Annotated in this window: 15 protein-coding genes; 11 read left to right on the top strand and 4 right to left on the bottom strand. The window is 61.3% G+C overall.

Going from position 1 to position 19,344, the window contains the following annotated elements:
- Positions 1-13: 13 nt before the first annotated feature.
- From ETEE_RS14440 to ETEE_RS14480, 9 genes are all read left to right on the top strand, one after another.
- On the top strand, positions 14-769 hold the full coding sequence (locus ETEE_RS14440; protein ID WP_034164406.1) for a flagellar basal body rod protein FlgF: 756 nt from the start codon (positions 14-16) through the stop codon (positions 767-769).
- Between the two features lie 16 nt (positions 770-785).
- Entirely contained in the window at positions 786-1,568 is a 783-nt protein-coding gene (gene flgG, locus ETEE_RS14445) for a flagellar basal-body rod protein FlgG (protein ID WP_034164405.1), read from the top strand.
- A 100-nt stretch (positions 1,569-1,668) separates the two neighbouring features.
- Entirely contained in the window at positions 1,669-2,355 is a 687-nt protein-coding gene (gene flgH / locus ETEE_RS14450; RefSeq protein ID WP_012848090.1) for a flagellar basal body L-ring protein FlgH, read from the top strand.
- Positions 2,356-2,425: 70 nt separating this feature from the next.
- On the top strand, positions 2,426-3,508 hold the full coding sequence (locus ETEE_RS14455; RefSeq protein ID WP_034164439.1) for a flagellar basal body P-ring protein FlgI: 1,083 nt from the start codon (positions 2,426-2,428) through the stop codon (positions 3,506-3,508).
- The gene (flgJ, locus tag ETEE_RS14460) at positions 3,508-4,470 is read left to right on the top strand and encodes a flagellar assembly peptidoglycan hydrolase FlgJ (RefSeq protein ID WP_034164404.1); all 963 of its coding nucleotides are present in this window, start codon (positions 3,508-3,510) and stop codon (positions 4,468-4,470) included. Before ETEE_RS14455 ends, flgJ begins: the two co-directional genes overlap by 1 nt.
- A 127-nt stretch (positions 4,471-4,597) precedes the next feature.
- A complete protein-coding gene (flgK, locus tag ETEE_RS14465; protein WP_034164403.1) occupies positions 4,598-6,238 on the top strand; it encodes a flagellar hook-associated protein FlgK in 1,641 nt (546 codons plus the stop codon).
- 14 nt (positions 6,239-6,252) lie between these two features.
- On the top strand, positions 6,253-7,188 hold the full coding sequence (flgL, locus tag ETEE_RS14470; RefSeq protein WP_034164402.1) for a flagellar hook-associated protein FlgL: 936 nt from the start codon (positions 6,253-6,255) through the stop codon (positions 7,186-7,188).
- 672 nt (positions 7,189-7,860) lie between these two features.
- Positions 7,861-8,448, top strand: coding sequence for a reactive chlorine resistance membrane protein RclC (rclC, locus tag ETEE_RS14475; protein ID WP_012848095.1), 588 nt, complete (start codon positions 7,861-7,863; stop codon positions 8,446-8,448).
- 49 nt (positions 8,449-8,497) lie between these two features.
- On the top strand, positions 8,498-9,346 hold the full coding sequence (locus ETEE_RS14480) for a cysteine hydrolase family protein (protein WP_034164401.1): 849 nt from the start codon (positions 8,498-8,500) through the stop codon (positions 9,344-9,346).
- 89 nt (positions 9,347-9,435) lie between these two features.
- On the opposite strand, the gene ETEE_RS14485 is transcribed toward ETEE_RS14480, so the two are convergent.
- From ETEE_RS14485 to pncB, 4 genes are all read right to left on the bottom strand, one after another.
- Positions 9,436-10,629, bottom strand: a complete 1,194-nt coding sequence (locus tag ETEE_RS14485) for an amino acid aminotransferase (RefSeq protein ID WP_034164400.1) — start codon at positions 10,627-10,629, stop codon at positions 9,436-9,438.
- Positions 10,630-10,876: 247 nt separating this feature from the next.
- Positions 10,877-12,007, bottom strand: a complete 1,131-nt coding sequence (ompC, locus tag ETEE_RS14490; RefSeq protein ID WP_081926430.1) for a porin OmpC — start codon at positions 12,005-12,007, stop codon at positions 10,877-10,879.
- A gap of 323 nt (positions 12,008-12,330) precedes the next feature.
- Complete coding sequence (gene asnS, locus ETEE_RS14495; RefSeq protein WP_034164399.1) at positions 12,331-13,731, bottom strand: asparagine--tRNA ligase; 1,401 nt, start codon at positions 13,729-13,731, stop codon at positions 12,331-12,333.
- 221 nt (positions 13,732-13,952) lie between these two features.
- Positions 13,953-15,158, bottom strand: coding sequence for a nicotinate phosphoribosyltransferase (gene pncB / locus ETEE_RS14500; RefSeq protein ID WP_034164398.1), 1,206 nt, complete (start codon positions 15,156-15,158; stop codon positions 13,953-13,955).
- Between the two features lie 353 nt (positions 15,159-15,511).
- Here pncB and pepN point away from each other — a divergent pair, with 353 nt between their 5' ends.
- A complete protein-coding gene (gene pepN, locus ETEE_RS14505; protein WP_034164397.1) occupies positions 15,512-18,133 on the top strand; it encodes an aminopeptidase N in 2,622 nt (873 codons plus the stop codon).
- A 213-nt stretch (positions 18,134-18,346) separates the two neighbouring features.
- Positions 18,347-19,246: a LysR family transcriptional regulator gene (locus ETEE_RS14510; RefSeq protein ID WP_034164396.1), complete on the top strand. Its 900-nt coding sequence runs from the start codon at positions 18,347-18,349 to the stop codon at positions 19,244-19,246.
- Positions 19,247-19,344 lie beyond the last annotated feature (98 nt).

Below are 19,344 nucleotides of genomic sequence, written 5' to 3' on the forward strand. Positions count from 1 at the left end.
CGAGGCGAGTTAAATGGATCATGCGATTTATACCGCGATGGGGGCTGCCAGTCAGACCCTGAACCAGCAGGCCATCGCGGCCAACAATATGGCCAACTCCACCACGCCGGGATTTCGTGCCCAGCTGGCGGCGCTGCGCGCCGTGCCGGTCGACGGTGAGTCGGTGGAGACCCGTACGCTGGTAACCGCATCGACGCCGATGCACGACCTGAGCATGGGCAAGCTGGACTATACCGAGCGCCCGCTGGACGTGGCGCTGCAGCAGGATGGCTGGCTGGCGGTACAGATGCCCGATGGCACCGAGGCCTATACCCGTAACGGCAACCTGCAGATTAACCCGCAGGGGATGCTGACCTCGCAGGGGCACCTGGTGATGGGCGACAACGGCCCGATCGCCATTCCCGATCGTGCGCAGCTGACCATCGCCGCCGACGGTACCATCACCGCGCTGGGGGCGGGCGACCAGCCCAATGCCACCACCCAGGTCGGCCGTCTGAAGCTGGTCAAGGCCAGCGCCCAAGAGGTGGTACACGGCGATGACGGGGTGTTTCACCTGACGCCGGAGGCCGAGCAGAAGCGCGGCGCCCAGCTGCCGCTGGACCCGACGGTGAAGGTGATGCCGGGGGTGCTGGAGGGCAGCAACGTACAGCCGGTCGAGGCGATGGTGAACATGATCACCAACGCCCGCCGTTTTGAGATGCAGATGAAAGTCATCCGCAGCGTGGATGACAACGAACAGAAAGCCAATCAGCTGTTATCGCTGAGCTAACAGCGCAGGAGTAATCATGATCCGATCACTATACATCGCTAAAACCGGGCTGGAAGCCCAGCAGACCAACATGGACGTGATCGCCAACAACCTGGCCAACGTCAGCACCAATGGGTTTAAGCGTCAGCGTGCGGTGTTTGAGGACCTGCTGTACCAAACCCTGCGTCAGCCGGGCGCCCAATCGTCGGAGCAGACCACCCTGCCGTCCGGCCTGCAGCTGGGGACCGGCGTGCGCCCGGTCGCCACAGAGCGTCTGCACAGCCAGGGCAACCTGTCGCAGACCAACAACAGCAAGGACGTGGCGATCAAGGGTCAGGGTTTCTTTCAGGTGACCCTGCCGGACGGCAGCCAGGCCTATACCCGCGACGGTTCGTTCCAGGTGGATCAGAACGGCCAGCTGGTGACCGCTAGCGGTTTTCAGGTAACGCCGGCCATCACCGTTCCGGCCAACGCGACCAGCATGACCATCGGTCGTGACGGAATCGTCAGCGTCACCCTGCAGGGGCAGGCGGCGGCGCAGCAGGTCGGCCAGCTGACCCTGAGTACCTTTATCAACGACGCCGGTCTGGAGAGCGTGGGGGAGAACCTGTACCAGGAGACCGAAAGCTCCGGTGCACCGACGGAGAGCACCCCGGGCCTGAACGGCGCCGGTCTGCTGTACCAGGGGTATGTGGAGACCTCCAACGTGAACGTGGCCGAAGAGCTGGTCAACATGATCCAGACTCAGCGCGCCTATGAAATCAACAGCAAGGCGATCAGTACCTCTGATCAGATGCTGCAGCGTCTGACGCAGCTGTAATCAGGTGACAGGCCCGGACGCAGGTATGCGCCGGGCCTGTCGCGCCGGTACCCCCGGGGTACCGTACATCGACGGTAATGGCAGAAAAGGCAGAAAAACGATGCAAAAACATTCGGGAGTGGCGCTGTTATGCGCGCTGGCGCTGTCGGGATGTGCCTACATTCCCCACGATCGGGTGGTGACCGGGCCGACGACTGCCACGCCGGCGCCGGCGACTCCGCCGCGCCCCAACGGCTCCATTTTCCAGGGCGTCCAGCCGATGAACTATGGCTATCAGCCGCTGTTTGAGGATCGCCGCCCGCGTAATATCGGCGATATCCTGACCATCGTGCTGCAGGAAAACGTCAGCGCCAGCAAGAGTTCGTCGGCCAACGCCAGCCGTAACGGGACATCGAAGTTCGACTTCGCCACCGTGCCCCGCTACCTGGAAGGGCTGTTCGGCAACGCGCGTGCCAACATGGAGGCCAACGGTGATAACCAGTTCAACGGTAAAGGGGGCGCCAACGCCAACAACACCTTTAGCGGCACCATTACCGTCACCGTGGACGATGTGCTGTCCAACGGGAACCTGAAGGTGGTCGGTGAGAAACAGATCGCCATCAACCAGGGCACCGAATATATCCGCTTCTCCGGCGTCGTCAATCCGCGCACCATCAGCGGCAATAATTCCGTGCCCTCCACGCAGGTGGCGGACGCACGCATCGAATATGTGGGCAGCGGCTATATCAATGAAGCGCAGAATATGGGCTGGATGCAGCGCTTCTTCCTCAATCTCTCCCCCTATTGATAGGTATTTGGCTATGGGTAATTTTGGACTAGACACCCGCTGGCGTCGCGCCGGCGCCTGGCTGACCGGCATGCTGCTGGCGCTGGGGCTGCTGAGCCAGGGGGCGCAGGCCGAGCGTATCCGCGATCTCACCTCCATCCAGGGCGTACGTAACAACGCCCTGATCGGCTATGGCCTGGTGGTGGGACTGGACGGCACCGGCGATCAGACCATGCAGACGCCGTTTACCACGCAGAGTCTGAACAACATGCTGTCCCAGCTGGGGATCACCGTTCCCCCCGGAACCAACATGCAGCTGAAAAACGTGGCGGCGGTGATGGTGACGGCCAACCTGCCGCCGTTCTCCCGTCCGGGCCAGACCATCGACGTGGTGGTCTCCTCGATGGGTAACGCCAAGAGCCTGCGCGGCGGCACCCTGCTGATGACGCCGCTGAAGGGCGTGGATAATCAGGTCTATGCGCTGGCGCAGGGCAACGTGCTGGTCGGCGGTGCCGGCGCGTCGGCGGGCGGCAGCAGCGTACAGGTAAACCAGCTGTCCGGCGGCCGTATCAGCGGCGGTGCCACCATTGAGCGGGCAGTGCCGACCACCTTCGGCAACAGCAACGTGATTAATCTGGAGCTGAATAACGAAGACTTCACCCTGGCGCAGCACATCAGCGATGCCATCAACCGCGCCAACGGCCTGGGTGCCGCGACGCCGCTGGACGCCCGTACCGTGCAGGTGCTGGTGCCGCAGGGGGGCAGCAATCAGGTGCGCGCGCTGGCCAACATTCAGAATATCGAGGTGAACGTCGGCACCTTCGACGCCAAGGTGATCCTCAACTCACGCACCGGCTCGGTGGTGATGAACCGCAACGTTGAACTGGATTCGTGCGCGGTGGCGCAGGGCAACCTGTCAGTGGTCGTCGATCGCCAGCTGAACGTCAGCCAGCCGAATACGCCGTTTGGCGGCGGGCAGACGGTGGTGACGCCGAATACCCAGATCTCGGTCAATCAGAGCGGCGGTGCCCTGCATCAGGTGCGGGCCGGCGCCAACCTGAACAGCGTGGTGCGCGCGCTGAACGCGCTGGGCGCGACGCCGAACGATCTGATGTCGATCCTGCAGGCGATGCAAAGCGCAGGCTGCCTGCGCGCCAAGCTGGAGATCATCTGATGGCCGACGATAGCCTGGCGTTTAGCAGCGCGGCCTATGATGCGCAGGCGCTCAACTCGCTGAAATACAGTGCGGCCGGCGGCTCCGATAAGGCGCTGCGGGAAACCGCGCGCCAGATGGAGGGGATGTTCGTCCAGATGATGCTGAAAAGCATGCGTCAGGCGACGCCGCAGGAGGGGATCCTCGACAGCGAACAGAGCCGCCTGTACACCTCGCTCTACGATCAGCAGGTAGCGCAGGAGATGTCAGCCGGTAAGGGGATGGGGATCGCGGATATGCTGTATAAGCAGATGCGCGGCGTCCATCAGGCCCAGGCGCATATCCCCGATAGCGTCGGGGTGGCGCCGATGGCGCTGGATGGCGAAACCATTAACAGCATGCCGATTCATGCCCTGGAACAGGTGATGCGTCGCGCGATGCCGCGCATCCCCCACGGTGGGGCGGCGCTGCCGCTGCCGAACAGCAACGGTGAGTTTGTCTCCCAGCTGAGCCTGCCGGCCCAGCTGGCCAGCCGCCAGAGCGGGATCCCCCATCAGCTGATTATGGCGCAGGCCGCGCTGGAGTCGGGTTGGGGGCAGCGGGAGATCCCGGGGGCCCACGGCGGGCGCAGCTATAACCTGTTCGGTATTAAGGCCGGGAAAAACTGGGACGGTCCGACGACCGAGGTCACCACCACCGAGTATGAGAACGGCGTGGCGGTGAAAACCCGCGCCCGCTTCCGGGTCTACGGCTCCTACTTTGAGGCGATCAATGACTATATCGGCATGCTGACCAACAACCCGCGCTACGCGGCGGTGGTCAATGCCGATACCCCGGAGCAGGCGGCGCATGCCTTGCAGCGCGCCGGCTACGCCACGGATCCGAACTACGCCAGCAAGCTGGTGCAGCTGATCGGCCAGATCAAGCAGGCTGGCCACCGGGTGGTGCAGGCCTATACCCACGATTTGGCGAATCTGTTTTAGTCCCCCGCAGCGCCGCGACGGGCGGCGAAAAATATTTAAGTTTTGAGCCGCCCGGCCGATAAACAGAGTAACAGTAAGAGCCCGTAGATCTCCCGGCAGCGGGCTTTTTTAGTGCAAAGGAAACCGCATGGCTAACTTAATCAACAACGCAATGAGCGGTCTGAGCGCCGCGCAGACGGCGCTTGCTGTCACCAGCAATAACATCAATAACGTGTATACCGCAGGTTATAACCGCCAAACCGTCAGCTTTGCCGAAAACAACGGCACCAGCACGCCGGCCGGTTTTATCGGTAACGGGGTGGTGGTCAGCGGGATCAACCGCGAATACAACCAGTTCATCGTTAATCAGCTGCGCCAGGGACAGAGCGATTTAGCGACGACGTCGACCTATCACAAGCAGATTTCCCAGATTGACAACCTGCTGGCCGACAGCACCAACAGCCTGTCCGCCAATATGCAGAACTTCTTTAAGAACCTGCAAAACCTGGTGAGCTACCCGAGCGACTCCGCCGCGCGTCAGACGGTGATTTCCAATGCCAATGGCCTGACGGCCCAGTTTAAAACCACCGATGCGTATCTGCGTAATTTGGAAAGCAGCACCAACGTGACGGTGAGCAATAACGCCGAACAGATTAACGACTATGCCAAGCAGATCGCCAATCTGAACAACCGCATCTCCGAGCTGACCGGCGCTAGCGGCGGCACCGCGCCCAACGATCTGCTGGATCTGCGCGACAAAATGGCCAGCGAGCTGAATCAGATCGTCAATGTCGATATCAGCATGCAGGACGGGGCGATGAATGTTTCGTTTGCCGGCGGCCTGTCGCTGGTGCAGGGGGGCGATGCCTACAGCGTGAAGGCGGTGCCATCCAGCAGCGATCCGTCGCGGACCACGCTGGCCTACGATCGCGGCAACGGCCTGAGCGAAGTGCCCGAAGCGCGCATCAGCGGCGGCAGCATGGCCGGTATCTTCCGCTTCCGCAATGAGGCGCTGGATAATACCCGTAATCAGCTGGGGCAGATTGCGCTGAGCATGGCTAACGCGTTTAACCAGGTTCAGTCGGAAGGGGTTGACCTCAACGGCGACAAGGGCGGCGATCTGTTTGGATTTGGTCAGCCGGAGAGCCTGGCTAATACTAATAACACCTCGAAGACGTCGCTGTCGGCCAGCTATGACGATATCTCCAAGGTGCAGGCCACCGACTATCGCATCGATTTTAAAGACGGTAAGTGGAACGTCACCCGTCTGGCGGATGGAACCCATCAGACGATAACGCCGGAGGCCGACGGTGGTGATACGGTGCTGAAGTTTGACGGGCTGAAGGTGAAGATTAACGATACGCCGGCGGAGAACGATAGCTTTAAGCTGCGCACCACCTCCACCGCCATCAGCGGTTTTGACGTCAAGATCAGCGATCCGGCGAAGATTGCCGCCGGGAGCGCCAAAGGCGAGGTGGGCGACAACACCAACGCACAGAAGATGCTGGATCTGCAGAATCAGAAGATCGTCGGCGGCAAGGCTACCCTGAGCGGCGCCTACGCCGGGCTGGTGGGCACCATCGGTAACCAGACCAACGGCGCCAAGGTGGACAGCACGGCCCAGGGCAACGTGGTGAAGCAGCTGACCAAAGAGCAGCAGTCCGTTTCCGGGGTAAACCTGGACGAAGAGTACGGCGACCTGGTGCGTTTTCAACAGTATTACATGGCGAATGCGCAGGTGATCCAGACTGCCACGTCGATGTTTAATGCTCTGCTTGACATTCGATAAGGGGATACACCGCCATGCGCTTAAGCACTAGCATGATATATCAGCAGAATATGAACGGCGTTCTCGATGCCCAGTCGGAGTGGCAGCGCATCGGGGCGCAGCTGGACAGCGGTAAGAAAGTGATCAATCCCTCGGACGATCCGCTGGGCTCCTCCCAGCTGGTGGGGCTGAACCAGGCCAAGTCCATGAACGAACAGTACGGCATGGCCCGTGGCTATGCGCGTCAGAGCACCTCCATGGAGGAGAGCGTGCTGCAGCAGGTAACTAACGTGTTGCAGAACGCCACGCCGGTGTTGGTCGACGGGATGTCCTCCGGGACCAAGAGCGACGACGATCGCGCGGCGATCGCGACCCAGCTGGAGAGTATGCGCGATCAGCTGCTTAACCTGGCCAACAGCACCGACGGCAACGGACGCTATATCTTTGCCGGCTATAAGAGCGATGCGGCGCCGTTCACCAAGGGGGCGGCCAGCGAGGTCACCTATGGTGGGGGCAACAAGGCGCTGACCCAGCAGGTGGATGCGGCGCGTACCATGACCGTGAGCCATACGGGCAACCAGGTGTTCCAACCCGGCACGGGCGAGCAGGATATCTTTGCCTCGCTGCAGCAGTCGATCGATGCGCTGAAGACGCCGCTGGAAGGCACCGACGATGCCGCGAAGAAAGCGGTTGCAGACAAGCTCGACTCGGCCAACCGCGGGCTGCGTAATTCGCTGAATAACGTCTCCCGGGTACGCGCCGAACTGGGGACCCAACTGAACGAGCTGGACTCGCTGGACGCCATCGGCGATGAAAATGCGATCACCTATAAGACGCGTATCAGCAGCGTACAGGATGTGGACTGGAATCAGGCCATCACCGACTACACGTTCCGCCAGGTTTCGCTGCAGGCCTCCTATAAGGTCTTCTCGGATATGCAGGGGATGTCGCTGTTTCAGATGATGCGTTAAACGCCTTCTGCGTCGGATCAGAATAGGGACGCGGCCTTCGGGCCGCGTTTTTTTTGCTCTGCCTTCTGCGCCAGGCCTGGGGGAATTGCCCGCCATGCGTCAGTGTGCAAGCCCCCTGACCATGCTGTTAACGCGCCTTACGCCAAGGGGCGAGCAAGCCATCGCCATGCGGCTAGGGCGTCCCCCGAAGAGGGGGCGGGCTTTATGGGGGATCGGCAGGTCAGGCGTAGCCTGACGTTTGGCGGTTTGGCGCAGAGGTCCGGAGAGCGAGGAATGGGGCGGAGGGCTCTACGCTGAGACGATGGATACGCCGCGCCGCGGAGGAGCACATCCCGCCCGAGGGAAGCGATGCGCTGAGGGCGCCGTTATCGCCCGCGTATTCCGCTAGCCCGTTGACGGACAGGCGCGAACCCATCAGCGGCGAACGTCCGGTGGCGCGGCGCCGGATGCGCCGGCAAGAACATGCGCTCGGCGCAGGTAGCCTCTTCGGCCGGGGCGGCGGAGAGGGATGGCCTGCCTGTCGTTCTGGGCGAAGGTGAAAGCGCAGGAGGGATCACAGGGAATCTGCACTGAGACGGGAGCACAATAGGCTGAGACGTTGCCACATGTTGTTACATCGGCGCCTTGGGTATAACGGGTGAGGTTTATTTATCCCCTAAAGGAGCTCCTCTCATGTCGACACTTTACCAGCGCCTCGCGCAGCAGCAGGCGCTCGCCGCCACGCTCTGTCGCTTGGCCATCGCCTTGGTCTTTCTCTGGATCGGCCTGCTGAAGTTTATCCCCTATGAGGCCGACAGCATCGTGCCCTTTGTCGCCAATAGTCCGTTCATGTCCTTCTTCTATAACGATCCGGCTAACTATGCCTCGTTTATAAATCACGAAGGGGAATTGATCGAGGCGCACCGAGCCTGGCATCAGGCCAACAATACCTACGGCTACTCCACGGGCCTCGGCGTGATCGAGGTGGTGTTCAGCCTGTTGATCCTGGCGCACTACGTTTCGCCGCGCATCGGCTTCTGGGGGGCGACGCTCGCCTTCCTGACCCCTTTCGTCACCCTGACATTCTTGATCTTTACCCCGGAGACCTGGGTGCATGGCGCTGACGCCCATACCGGATTTCCCTACCTCTCCGGAGCCGGGCGACTGGTATTGAAGGATGTGATTATGCTGGCGGCGGCCTTTGTGGCCATGGTGCACTCGGCCAACTGCATCGTCGCCTCATCCCGCACCTGCCAGGCGCGGCTGCGTGCGCCGGCCTGAGTGACGGGGCACGTTAGCAGCGCGTGACTTATCACAGCGAGGAAATCATATGAAGCAGAAAGCAGAGCCGCAGTTGGAACAGCCGATGGTTCGGCGTGAAGCGATCGGTAAAGGGGTCAGGCTGGCCGTCGCCGGCGTCGGGTTGGTCGCCATGGGATCGACGCTGGCGCACGCCGCCAGCGGTGATAAGGCTAATGACGATCCCTACGCGGAGCCGAAGGCGTATGGCTTGCCGCGCCTCGGCGTCAATTTACAGAAGCCACGGGTGGCGCTGGTGGTGGTCGATCCGCAGATCGACTTCCTCAGCCCGAAGGGGGCCGGCTGGTCGGTGCTCGGGGAGAGCGTGACGGAGAATAACACCGTCGCGCACCTGGAGGCGCTGTTTCGCCAGGCTAAGCGCCAGGGGATGCTGGTGGCGGTCTCCCCCCACTACTATTATCCCTACGATCATCAATGGCTATTCGGCGGGCCGGGTGAGCACTTTATGCATAATACCCCTATGTTCGACCGGAAGGGGCCGTTGACGCTGGAGGGGTTCAACGATTCGGGTGCGGATTTCATGCCGCAGTTTAAGCCCTATATCCTGGACGGTGAAACCATCATCGCCTCACCGCATAAGATCTTCGGCCCGGAGAGTAACGATCTGGCGCTTCAGCTGCGCAAGCGGGGGATCTCGCAGATCCTGCTGGCTGGCATGGCGGCCAACCTGTGCATCGAATCGCATCTGCGTGAGCTGGTGGAGCAGGGCTTCGAGGTGGTGGTGGTGAAAGATGCCACCGCCGGGCCACGCGCGCCGGAGGGGGACGGTTATCAGGCGGCGCTGATCAACTACCGCTTCATCGCCAACGATCTGTGGACGACGGCGGAAACCCTCAAGCGCATGGCCGCCCTGAGCTAATGACGCACGGCGCGCATAGGCAACCTCAGGGATATAAAAAACGGCGGGCCCCCGGAGAAGGGTGGCCCGCCGTATGCGCTATCCCACGGTTATTTCAGTACGGCGGCGATGGCTTCGCACAGCGGCGCCATATTGTCCGGCGTCATCCCCGCCACGTTGATGCGCCCAGAGCTGACGGCGTAGACGCCGAACTCGTCGCGCAGACGGCCTACCTGCTCTTTGGTCAGCCCGCTGAAGGAGAACATGCCGTTTTGGTGGATGATAAAGCTGAAGTCACGATCGGCGCCTTTCTCCTGCAGGGTATTCACGAACAGCTGGCGCATCCGTTGGATGCGCTGGCGCATATCGGTCAGCTCCTGCTCCCAGATGGCGCGCAGCGCATCGTTGCCCAGAATGGTGGCGACGATCGCGCCGCCGTGGGCCGGCGGGTTGGAGTAGTTGGCACGGATCACCGCCTTGATCTGGCTGAAGGCGTTGGCGGCGCTGCCGCTATCGGCGGCGATCAGGGTACAGGCGCCGACGCGCTCGTTGTACAGGCCAAAGTTCTTGGAGTAGGAGCTGCAGACGATCAGCTCGTCGTGGCGGGCCGCAAAGAGGCGCAGCCCCTGCGCGTCCTCTTCCAGCCCGTGGGCAAAGCCCTGATAGGCGAAGTCGAACAGCGGCAGCCAGCCATTGCTGCGGGACATCTCCGCTAGGGCCTCCCACTGCGCCGCGGTTGGGTCAATCCCCGTCGGGTTATGGCAACAGCCGTGGAACAGCACCACGTCGCCGGGCTGTGCCTGGGAGAGGCTCTCCTGCAGCGCGGCAAAGTCCAGACAGTGGTTATCGGCGTCATAGTAGGCGTATTCGCACACCTCCAGCCCGGCGGCGCTGAAAACGCTGCGGTGGTTCGGCCAGCTGGGGTTGCTCACCCAGATACGTTTGGCGCTGGTTTTACTGGCCAGGAAGTCGGCGGCGACGCGCAGCGCTCCGGTGCCACCGGGCGTCTGCGCCGCGAGCGCCCTCCCGGCGCTGATAATCGGGCTGTCGCTGCCCAGCAGCAGTGCCAGGGTCCGCTGGCCGAAGGCGGCGATCCCGTCGATGCTCAGGTAGTTCTTGCTGGTCTCATGCTCCAGCAGATACTGCTCGGCCTTTTTAACGCTGGTCAGCACCGGTGTATTACCGCTTTCGTCTTTATAGACGCCGATGCCCAGGTTGATTTTATGCGGGCGCGCATCGGCGCGAAACAGGTCGGCCAGCCCCAGGATTGGATCGGCGGGTGCAGCAGGGATGTTTTCAAACATGCGAGAGCTTCCATGTGTCCAGTTAAGCCAGTGAAGGGACAGATTACCGCTATGGAAAACCCTTGCCAACCGTTTGGCTGAAAAAGACGATAAAGTGGCGCGCAGGGCGGGGAATACGGAATAAATACTGCAAAAACAAACGCAAGCAGCACGGCACCGAGCGCCGGCGGCGCGCAAAAAAACATAAAAAAGCAGGGCCTGAGCCCTGCCTGATAGGATATCCATGGCGACCGGTGGCCGCGCGGGATTAGAACTGGTAAATCAGGCCTACGCCAACCACGTTGTCAGTGGTGATGCCGTTAGCTTTGTAGAAGTCGTCGTTACCGTCCAGCAGGTTGATTTTGTAATCAACGTAGGTGGACATGTTCTTGTTGAAGTAGTAGGACGCGCCCAGGTCAACGTATTTAACCAGATCTTTATTCAGGTTAGAGTCCAGACCCAGCTGCTTGCCCTTAGACTGCAGGTAGGCGATGGACGGACGCAGGCCGAAGTCGAACTGGTACTGAGCCACGGCTTCGAAGTTTTGGGTCTTGTTAGCGATGCCACCGCCGTCAACGCTGGTAGATTTACCGAACGGAGTCATGTTCAGGGTTTCGGCGTACATGGCGGCAATGTAGACGTTGTTGGCGTCGTACTTCAGACCGGTGGTCCATGCCTGAGCCTTGTTGCCTTCAGCGATGTCGCCAACGGCGAGGCCATGCTTCTGAGACAGGGTACGGTTAGAGGTAGAGTAAGCCGCCGCAGCGCTCACGCCCCAGCCCAGGTCGTAGGAGGCAGACATACCGAAGCCGTCGCCGTTCTGCTCGGACAGGTCAGCACGACCATTGTTGCTTTCGCCCTTGGCGCCGTTTTTACCCTGGTACTGCAGGGCCACGTTCAGGCCGTCAACCAGACCGAAGAAGCCGTTGTTGCGGTAGGTTGCAACGCCGTTGGTACGGCCGGTCATGAAGTTGTCGGTGTAGGTGTAGGTGTCACCGCCGAAGACCGGCAGCACGTCGGTCCAGGCTTCTACGTCGTATACGACGCCGTAGTTACGGCCGTAGTCCAGAGAGCCGTAGTCGGCGAATTTCAGACCGGCGAAGCCCAGACGGGTTTTGAAGTTACCGGAATCGCTTTCCGGTTTTTTGGCTTTCGCTTCAGCTTCCCACTGGCCGTAACCGGTCAGTTCGCTGTTGATCTGGGTTTCGCCTTTGAAGCCAAAGCGGGCATAGGTGTGATCGCCGTCGTCAGATTTGTCGCTGGTGAATTTATGACGGGCGTCAACTTTACCATACAGGCTCAGCTTGTTGCCGTCTTTGTTGTACAGCTCGGCCGCGTTGGCCGCGCCGGCAACCAGCAGAGCTGGGATTACCACTGCAAGAATATTGCGTTTCATCATTGTTACCCTCATTGGTTTTATTTTTTTGACACCTGCCACTGCCTAATTTGATCCCATCGGGAACTTTTTTAACCCCCTGCGGAACTAAGCTAGAGAGTATGGTGTCTTCCTGTGTCTGGTTGGCAGTGTTCCATTCGTACCGCGGATAATCCACCGGCAAAATGATACAAATACCTTATAGCGGTAACAGAATGAAATAATGTGTTTCAAATTGTAAGAATTGAGGAACTTTGTGACACAGGTCTAAGTTTAAAAAACAGGGGGTCAGCTGTGCTGACCCCCTGTTTTGTTGCCACTTTGTGTTTTTTACGCTACAGACTTGATTAGAATGTTGCGTTGCGCGGGGTGCGCGGGAACGGAATAACGTCGCGCACGTTCTGAACGCCGGTAACATAGGCCACCAGGCGCTCGAAGCCGAGACCGAACCCGGCGTGCGGCACGGTGCCGTAGCGGCGCAGATCGCGATACCACCAGTAGTCCTCTTTCTTCAGGCCCATTTCATCCAGGCGCTTGTCCAGCATATCGAGACGCTCTTCACGCTGCGAACCGCCGATGATTTCACCGATCCCCGGCGCCAGCACGTCCATGGCGGCGACGGTCTTGCCGTCTTCGTTGAGGCGCATATAAAACGCCTTAATGTCTTTCGGGTAGTTTTTCACCACCACCGGCGCCTTAAAGTGCTGCTCGGCCAGATAGCGCTCGTGCTCAGAGGAGAGATCGACGCCCCAGAATACCGGGTTCTCAAACTGCTTGCCGCAGCTCTCCAGGATGGTGATGGCGTCGGTGTAGTCCACCTGGGCGAAATCGGAGGAGACAAAGCGCTGCAGGCGATCGATGGCGTCCTTATCCACGCGCTGGGCGAAGAAGGCCATATCGTCGGCGCGCTCTTCCAGCACCGCGTTAAAGACATACTTCAGCATGCCCTCGGCGACGCCGGCGATGTCGTTCAGGTCGGCAAAGGCGACCTCGGGCTCGACCATCCAGAACTCGGCCAGGTGGCGGCTGGTGTTGGAGTTTTCGGCGCGGAAGGTCGGACCAAAGGTGTATACCTTGGACAGCGCGCAGGCATAGGTTTCCCCGTTCAGCTGACCGGACACCGTCAGGAACGCTTCGCGGCCGAAGAAGTCCTCGCTGTAGTCCACCTTGCCCGCGTCGGTGCGTGGCAGGTTTTCCATATCCAGCGTGGAGACGCGGAACATTTCACCGGCGCCTTCGGTATCCGACGCGGTGATCAGCGGCGTAGAGACCCAGAAGTAGCCGTTGTCGTTGAAGTAGCGGTGAATGGCCTGTGCCAGGGTGTGACGCACGCGGGCGACGGCGCCGATCAGGTTGGTGCGCGGACGCAGGTGGGCGACCTCGCGCAGGTATTCGATGCTGTGGCGCTTGGCGGCCATCGGATAGGTATCCGGATCGTCGACCCAGCCGACCACCTGAATTGCGGTGGCCTGCAGCTCGAAGCTCTGGCCTTCGCCCGGCGATGCGACGACCCGGCCGCTGACTTCCACGGAGCAGCCGGTGGTCAGGCGCAGCACTTCATCTTCATAATTCGGCAGAGAATTATTCACGACGGCCTGTAACGGATTAAAGCAGGAGCCGTCATAAACGGCGAGGAAGGAGATACCGGCTTTAGAATCTCTCCGGGTACGTACCCAGCCACGAACGGTGACCTCAGTGTCTACCGCCACGCGGCCTTGCAGTACGTCGACTACAGGCACTACGCTCATAGATTTCTCTCTTTTATATTAATCTTGATTGACAAATAACCTTACCCTCTCACGGGTGGAGGGCATGGTGCTATGTTACTTGTCATGCAAACAGACACAAGCGGAATTAAGCGCCCGCGGGGCAACTTTTTCGTGGATTTAGCGCCCTTGCGCCGGGAACGGCGTTATGGCAGGGGCGATGCCGGGTGCGCAGCGCCAGCGGCGCTGCGCCGGAGAGGAGGTCAGCTGGCGCGCTTGACCAGCGGCAGATCGAACGCCTTGCGCAGCGCCTTAACGAAGGCGGCATCCTGACAGATGGTTTTTCCCGGGCTGTCGGAGAGCTTGGCCACCGGCTTACCGTTACACTCCACCAGTTTGATGACGATGTTCAGCGGACGTACGCCGGGCAGATCGCAGGTCAGGCGGGTGCCGATGCCGAAGCTGAGGTTGATGCGGTGATGAAAGTGGCGGTACAGCGCCAGCGCTTTGGGGAGGTCCAGATTGTCGGAGAAGACCAGCACCTTATCCTGCGGGTCGATCCCCAGCTGCTCATAGTGGGCGATAGCTTTTTCTCCCCAGGCGATGGGATCGCCTGAGTCATGGCGCAGCCCCTGGTAGTGCCCAGCGAACTGGCTGCCAAAGTCGCGTAAAAACGCATCCATGGTGATGCAGTCGGTCAGGGCGATCCCCAGCTGATCGGGGTACTCATCCAGCCAGGACTGCAGCGCCGCCCGCTGGCTGTTGGCCAGCACCGGACAGATCTGCTGGTGGGCCTGGAACCATTCATGGGCCTGGGTGCCCAGCGGCGTCAGCCCCATCTGTTTGGCAAACAGGTAGTTGCTGGTGCCGCTCAGGTAGGGGAACTCGCTCTTGAGGGTGGCCAGGATGGCCTGGTGCACCGCCCGAGAGAAGCGGCGACGGGTGCCGAAGTCCATCAGGCGGAAACCGCGCAGATCGACGTCCGCGCTGAGATGATGGAACTCATTCAGGCGTCGCTGCAGCTGCGCCACGGCGATCTCCGGGGTGATATGGGGCGAGCGGTGGCGGTGCACCACCTCGCTGATCACCGCCAGCAGGGGAACCTCCCACAGGATCACCTCACGCCACGGGCCGCTGATGCGAATATTAAGGCGTCCGCGATCGTTGCTGATGGCCACCCGGCGCGGATCGAGGCGCAGGGTACGCAGCCAGTCAAGATAGTCGCGCTGGAAGAAGGGCAGGGCGGCCAGATAGTCATACTCATCCTGCGTCAGGGCCAGCTGCCCCATCAGATTGACCTGGCTGGCTATCTCGTCGGCGTATTCCCCCAGCAGCTCATCGCCACGGCAGCGAAACTCCGCCGCAACGCTGACACTGCGGTAACGATGGTACACCGCCTGTTGCATATGCAGTTTGTAGGCGTCGGTGTCCAGCAGCGAAGTGATAATCGGGGAGACATCTTGAGTCATGGCGCGTTACTGCATCCTCGTCAGGGATTATTGACAAAAGTCGAAGGAGTATACCTAGTTTATACGCAGAATGAACCGATAATCTGCGCAATTAGCGCCTGATAGGTTGCGGATTGGGCGCCCCAGCCAGCGCGGCGCGGCCGGATGGCGCCGAGGTCGATCGCACTCTGCGCGGTGTGTTAACGCCGTCGATTGGGTAGTATGGCACTATCCCATCGCACACTATATGCTGCGACGATGCGGGGCGTGTGCGGCGCCGGACTGATACGGCGCCGTATGGATTGCACAGGTAACCCGACCGACGGGGTCGGGCGACCTGACGCTCCTCCAAAGACAGCCAATTAAGGGTAGCTATGACGCAACAACAACCACAGGCGAAATATCGCCGCGACTATAAAACGCCGGATTACACCATCACCGATCTGGACCTGGATTTTGTACTCGATGCGGACTGCACAACGGTGACGGCCGTTAGTCAGGTGACGCGGTTGGGGAGCCCGGGGGCGGTTCTGGTGCTCGACGGCGAGGCGTTGACCCTGCGCAGCCTGTCCGTGGACGGCGTCGCTTGGACGGAGTACCGGACTGAGGGCAATCAGCTGATCGTCGACGGGCTGCCGGCGCAGTTTACCCTGACCATCGTCAACGAGATCCATCCGGCGCAAAACAGCGCCCTTGAGGGGCTATACCAGTCGGGCGAGGCGCTGTGCACCCAGTGCGAGGCCGAGGGCTTCCGCCATATTACCTACTATCTGGATCGCCCCGACGTGCTGGCTCGGTTCCGTACCCGCATCGTGGCGGACAAAGCGCGCTATCCCTACCTGCTGTCCAACGGAAACCGCGTAGGCCAGGGCGAGCTGGAGGACGGGCGCCACTGGGTACAGTGGGAAGATCCGTTTCCCAAACCCAGCTATCTGTTCGCCCTGGTGGCCGGCGACTTCGATCGGCTGAGCGATACCTTTATTACCCGCAGTGGGCGCCGGGTGGCGCTGGAGCTGTACGTCGATCGCGGCAACCTCGATCGCACCGGCTGGGCGATGACCTCGCTGAAAAACGCCATGCGCTGGGACGAGCAGCGCTTTGGCCTGGAGTACGATCTGGATATCTATATGGTCGTGGCGGTGGACTTCTTCAATATGGGGGCGATGGAGAATAAGGGGCTGAACATCTTCAACGCCAAGTTTGTGCTGGCCAAGGCGCAGACGGCCACCGACAAAGACTATCTGAACATCGAGTCGGTGATCGGCCACGAATATTTCCATAACTGGACCGGCAACCGGGTAACCTGCCGCGACTGGTTCCAGCTGAGCCTGAAAGAGGGGCTGACCGTATTCCGCGATCAGGAGTTCAGCTCCGATCTGGGGTCGCGGGCGGTGAATCGCATCGACAACGTGCGGGTGCTGCGCGGTGCCCAGTTCGCCGAGGATGCCGGCCCGATGGCGCACCCGATCCGTCCCGACAAAGTGATCGAGATGAATAACTTCTACACCCTGACGGTGTATGAGAAGGGCGCCGAAGTGATCCGCATGATGCACACCCTGCTGGGAGAGGAGAAGTTCCAGGCGGGGATGCGGCTTTACTTTACGCGTCACGACGGCAGCGCCGCGACCTGCGACGACTTTGTCCAGGCGATGGAGGACGCTTCTGGCATCGATCTGACGCTGTTCCGCCGCTGGTACAGCCAGTCCGGCACCCCGCTGCTGACGGTGCGCGACGAATATGACGCCGAGCGCCGGCAGTACCGGCTGTATGTGACTCAGACGACCCCCGCCACGGCGGATCAGGTGGAAAAGCGGCCGCTGCATATTCCGCTGGATATTGAGTTGTATAACGACCAGGGCGAGGTGATCCCGCTGATGATGGACGGCGCGCCGGCCGGCAACGTACTGAGCGTGACCGAAGCGGAGCAGAGCTTCGCCTTCGACAACGTGCCGCAGGCGCCGACGCCGTCGCTGCTGCGGGAGTTTTCCGCGCCGGTACGCCTGGAGTACCCCTACAGCGATCGCCAACTGACCTTCCTGATGCAGCACGCGCGCAACGACTTTGCCCGCTGGGACGCGGCGCAGATGCTGCTGGCCAAGTATGTGCGCCTGAACGTCTCGCGCAGCCAGCAGGGACAGCCGCTGTCGCTGCCGGAGCACGTGATGGCGGCGTTTGGCGGCGTGCTGGCGGATGAGAGCCAGGATCCGGCGCTGCGTGCGCAGATCCTGACCCTGCCGTCAGAGGTGGAGATGGCCGAGCTGTTCAGCCAGATCGATCCCGAGGCCATCGCCCTGGTGCACCAGGCGTTGACTCGCCTGTTGGCCCAACAGTTGGCGGCGGGGTGGCTGCACGCGTATCAGCGCAACGCCACGCCGGAGTACCGTATCGAGCATGGCGATATCGCCAGGCGGGCGCTGCGTAACGTCTGCCTGCGCTACCTGGCGTTTGGCGACGACGTGGCCCAGGCGGATGCCCTGGTCAGCGCCCAGTATCGCGATGCGGATAATATGACCGATGCGCTCGGCGCCCTGTCGGCGGCGGTTGCCGCACAGCTGCCCTGCCGCGATACGCTGATGGCGCAGTTCGACCAGCGCTGGCATCAGGATGGCCTGGTGATGGATAAGTGGTTTACCCTGCAGGCGACCGCGCCGGATGACGGGGTGCTGGCTCAGGTGCGCGCGCTGCTGCAGCACCGTTCATTTACCCTGAGCAACCCCAACCGCACCCGGGCGCTGGTGGGGGCCTTCGCCCAGCTTAACCCGCGCGCGTTCCACGCGGCGGACGGCTCTGGCTATGCTTTTCTGGCGGAGATCCTGGCGGATCTGAACACCCGCAATCCGCAGGTCGCCGCCCGCATGGTGGATCCGCTGATCCGGCTGAAGCGCTATGACGCCGGGCGTCAGGCATTGATGCGTCAGCAGCTGGAGTCCCTGCTGGCGCTGGAGAGTCTCTCCGGCGATCTGTATGAGAAGATCACCCGGGCGCTGGAGGCCTGATCGCTTGCCGCGGGACGCCTGTCCATGACCCTACCGGCCTGCGGGCCGGTATTTTTTTGCCGCCGCGGCGCGCGGCGTCGGGGGGAGGCAGGCCGTGCTCTGGCGCAGAGTTCTGGAAAATAGTGCTGGGCGAACGGCGGCGATGGGGCTTATATAGCGGAGATGATGCCGGGGACGCTCCCCGGTACGGAGATATACCGATGCGGGGTGACGATGAGTAATCCTTTACAGCGTATCGATGTTAAAACCATCGTCCTGTTTTGCCTGATCGCGGACAATCACTCCATGTCAAAGACCGCCGAGCTGATGCATATGACGCCGTCGGCGGTCAGCAAGCGGATTCATGAGCTGGAGACTATTACGCAGCTGACGCTGTTCCAGCGTCTGCCCGGGAAGATGGCGCTGACCCGCGAGGGAGAGGCCCTGCTCTGCGAGGCGGGCTATCTGGTGGGCAGCCTGGATCGCCTGTGGGGAACGGTGCAGCGCCTGCGTCAGCGCCAGCAGCTTCAGATCCGCCTGCTGGCTAATACCTCGTCCATTATTCAGTTTCTGTCGCACGATATCAGCGCCTTTCTGCGTCAATACCCGGATATCGGCATCATGCTGACCGAAACCGACAGCGACGACGTTAGGCGGGCGCTGGCGGAGAACCGCACCGATATCGGCATCTATTTTGCCGCCGCCGCCGCCGCAGGGCTGGAGGGGGGGGAATATAACGCCGATCGCCTGGTGCTGCTGGTGGCCGAGACGCATCCCCTGGCCTCGCAGCAGCGGGTGTGGTTTGCCCGCGCGCTGGACTACAGCTTTGTGACCTTCAATCTCAACAGCGCCATCTATAAATGTATCGCCGCCCAGGCGGCCCTGGCCGGGCGGGAGCTGAGGGTAACCATGCGCAGCAACGACTTCAGCGCCATCTGCCAGATGGTGAGATCCGGGATCGGCGTCGGCATACTGCCGGCGCAGACGCTGGATCGGGTTGGACTGCACCAGCAGGGGATCCGCGCCATCGCGCTGCGCGATGAGTGGGCGGAAAGAATGCTGTATGTCTCCATTAGCCAGGAGGCGCAGGCGCTACCGGCGGCGCGGATGCTGTATAGCTACCTGCTGAAATAGCCGGGGCATCCCCGGGCGGGGATACCCGCGGTGCTTTCCATTGTGGAATCGGCGATGGCGTAAAATTCCTTTGCCTGCGCCCGGCGCGGCGATTAGTG

This window comes from Edwardsiella anguillarum ET080813, assembly GCF_000264765.2.
Lineage (GTDB): Bacteria > Pseudomonadota > Gammaproteobacteria > Enterobacterales > Enterobacteriaceae > Edwardsiella > Edwardsiella anguillarum.

Bases quoted from the DNA above. Each gene is read 5' to 3' on its own strand.
- ETEE_RS14440 (WP_034164406.1), top strand. From the start codon at position 14: ATGGATCATGCGATTTATACCGCGATGGGGGCTGCCAGTCAGACCCTG.
- flgG (WP_034164405.1), top strand. From the start codon at position 786: ATGATCCGATCACTATACATCGCTAAAACCGGGCTGGAAGCCCAGCAG.
- flgH (WP_012848090.1), top strand. From the start codon at position 1,669: ATGCAAAAACATTCGGGAGTGGCGCTGTTATGCGCGCTGGCGCTGTCG.
- ETEE_RS14455 (WP_034164439.1), top strand. From the start codon at position 2,426: ATGCTGCTGGCGCTGGGGCTGCTGAGCCAGGGGGCGCAGGCCGAGCGT.
- flgJ (WP_034164404.1), top strand. From the start codon at position 3,508: ATGGCCGACGATAGCCTGGCGTTTAGCAGCGCGGCCTATGATGCGCAG.
- flgK (WP_034164403.1), top strand. From the start codon at position 4,598: ATGGCTAACTTAATCAACAACGCAATGAGCGGTCTGAGCGCCGCGCAG.
- flgL (WP_034164402.1), top strand. From the start codon at position 6,253: ATGCGCTTAAGCACTAGCATGATATATCAGCAGAATATGAACGGCGTT.
- rclC (WP_012848095.1), top strand. From the start codon at position 7,861: ATGTCGACACTTTACCAGCGCCTCGCGCAGCAGCAGGCGCTCGCCGCC.
- ETEE_RS14480 (WP_034164401.1), top strand. From the start codon at position 8,498: ATGAAGCAGAAAGCAGAGCCGCAGTTGGAACAGCCGATGGTTCGGCGT.
- ETEE_RS14485 (WP_034164400.1), bottom strand. From the start codon at position 10,629: ATGTTTGAAAACATCCCTGCTGCACCCGCCGATCCAATCCTGGGGCTG.
- ompC (WP_081926430.1), bottom strand. From the start codon at position 12,007: ATGATGAAACGCAATATTCTTGCAGTGGTAATCCCAGCTCTGCTGGTT.
- asnS (WP_034164399.1), bottom strand. From the start codon at position 13,731: ATGAGCGTAGTGCCTGTAGTCGACGTACTGCAAGGCCGCGTGGCGGTA.
- pncB (WP_034164398.1), bottom strand. From the start codon at position 15,158: ATGACTCAAGATGTCTCCCCGATTATCACTTCGCTGCTGGACACCGAC.
- pepN (WP_034164397.1), top strand. From the start codon at position 15,512: ATGACGCAACAACAACCACAGGCGAAATATCGCCGCGACTATAAAACG.
- ETEE_RS14510 (WP_034164396.1), top strand. From the start codon at position 18,347: ATGAGTAATCCTTTACAGCGTATCGATGTTAAAACCATCGTCCTGTTT.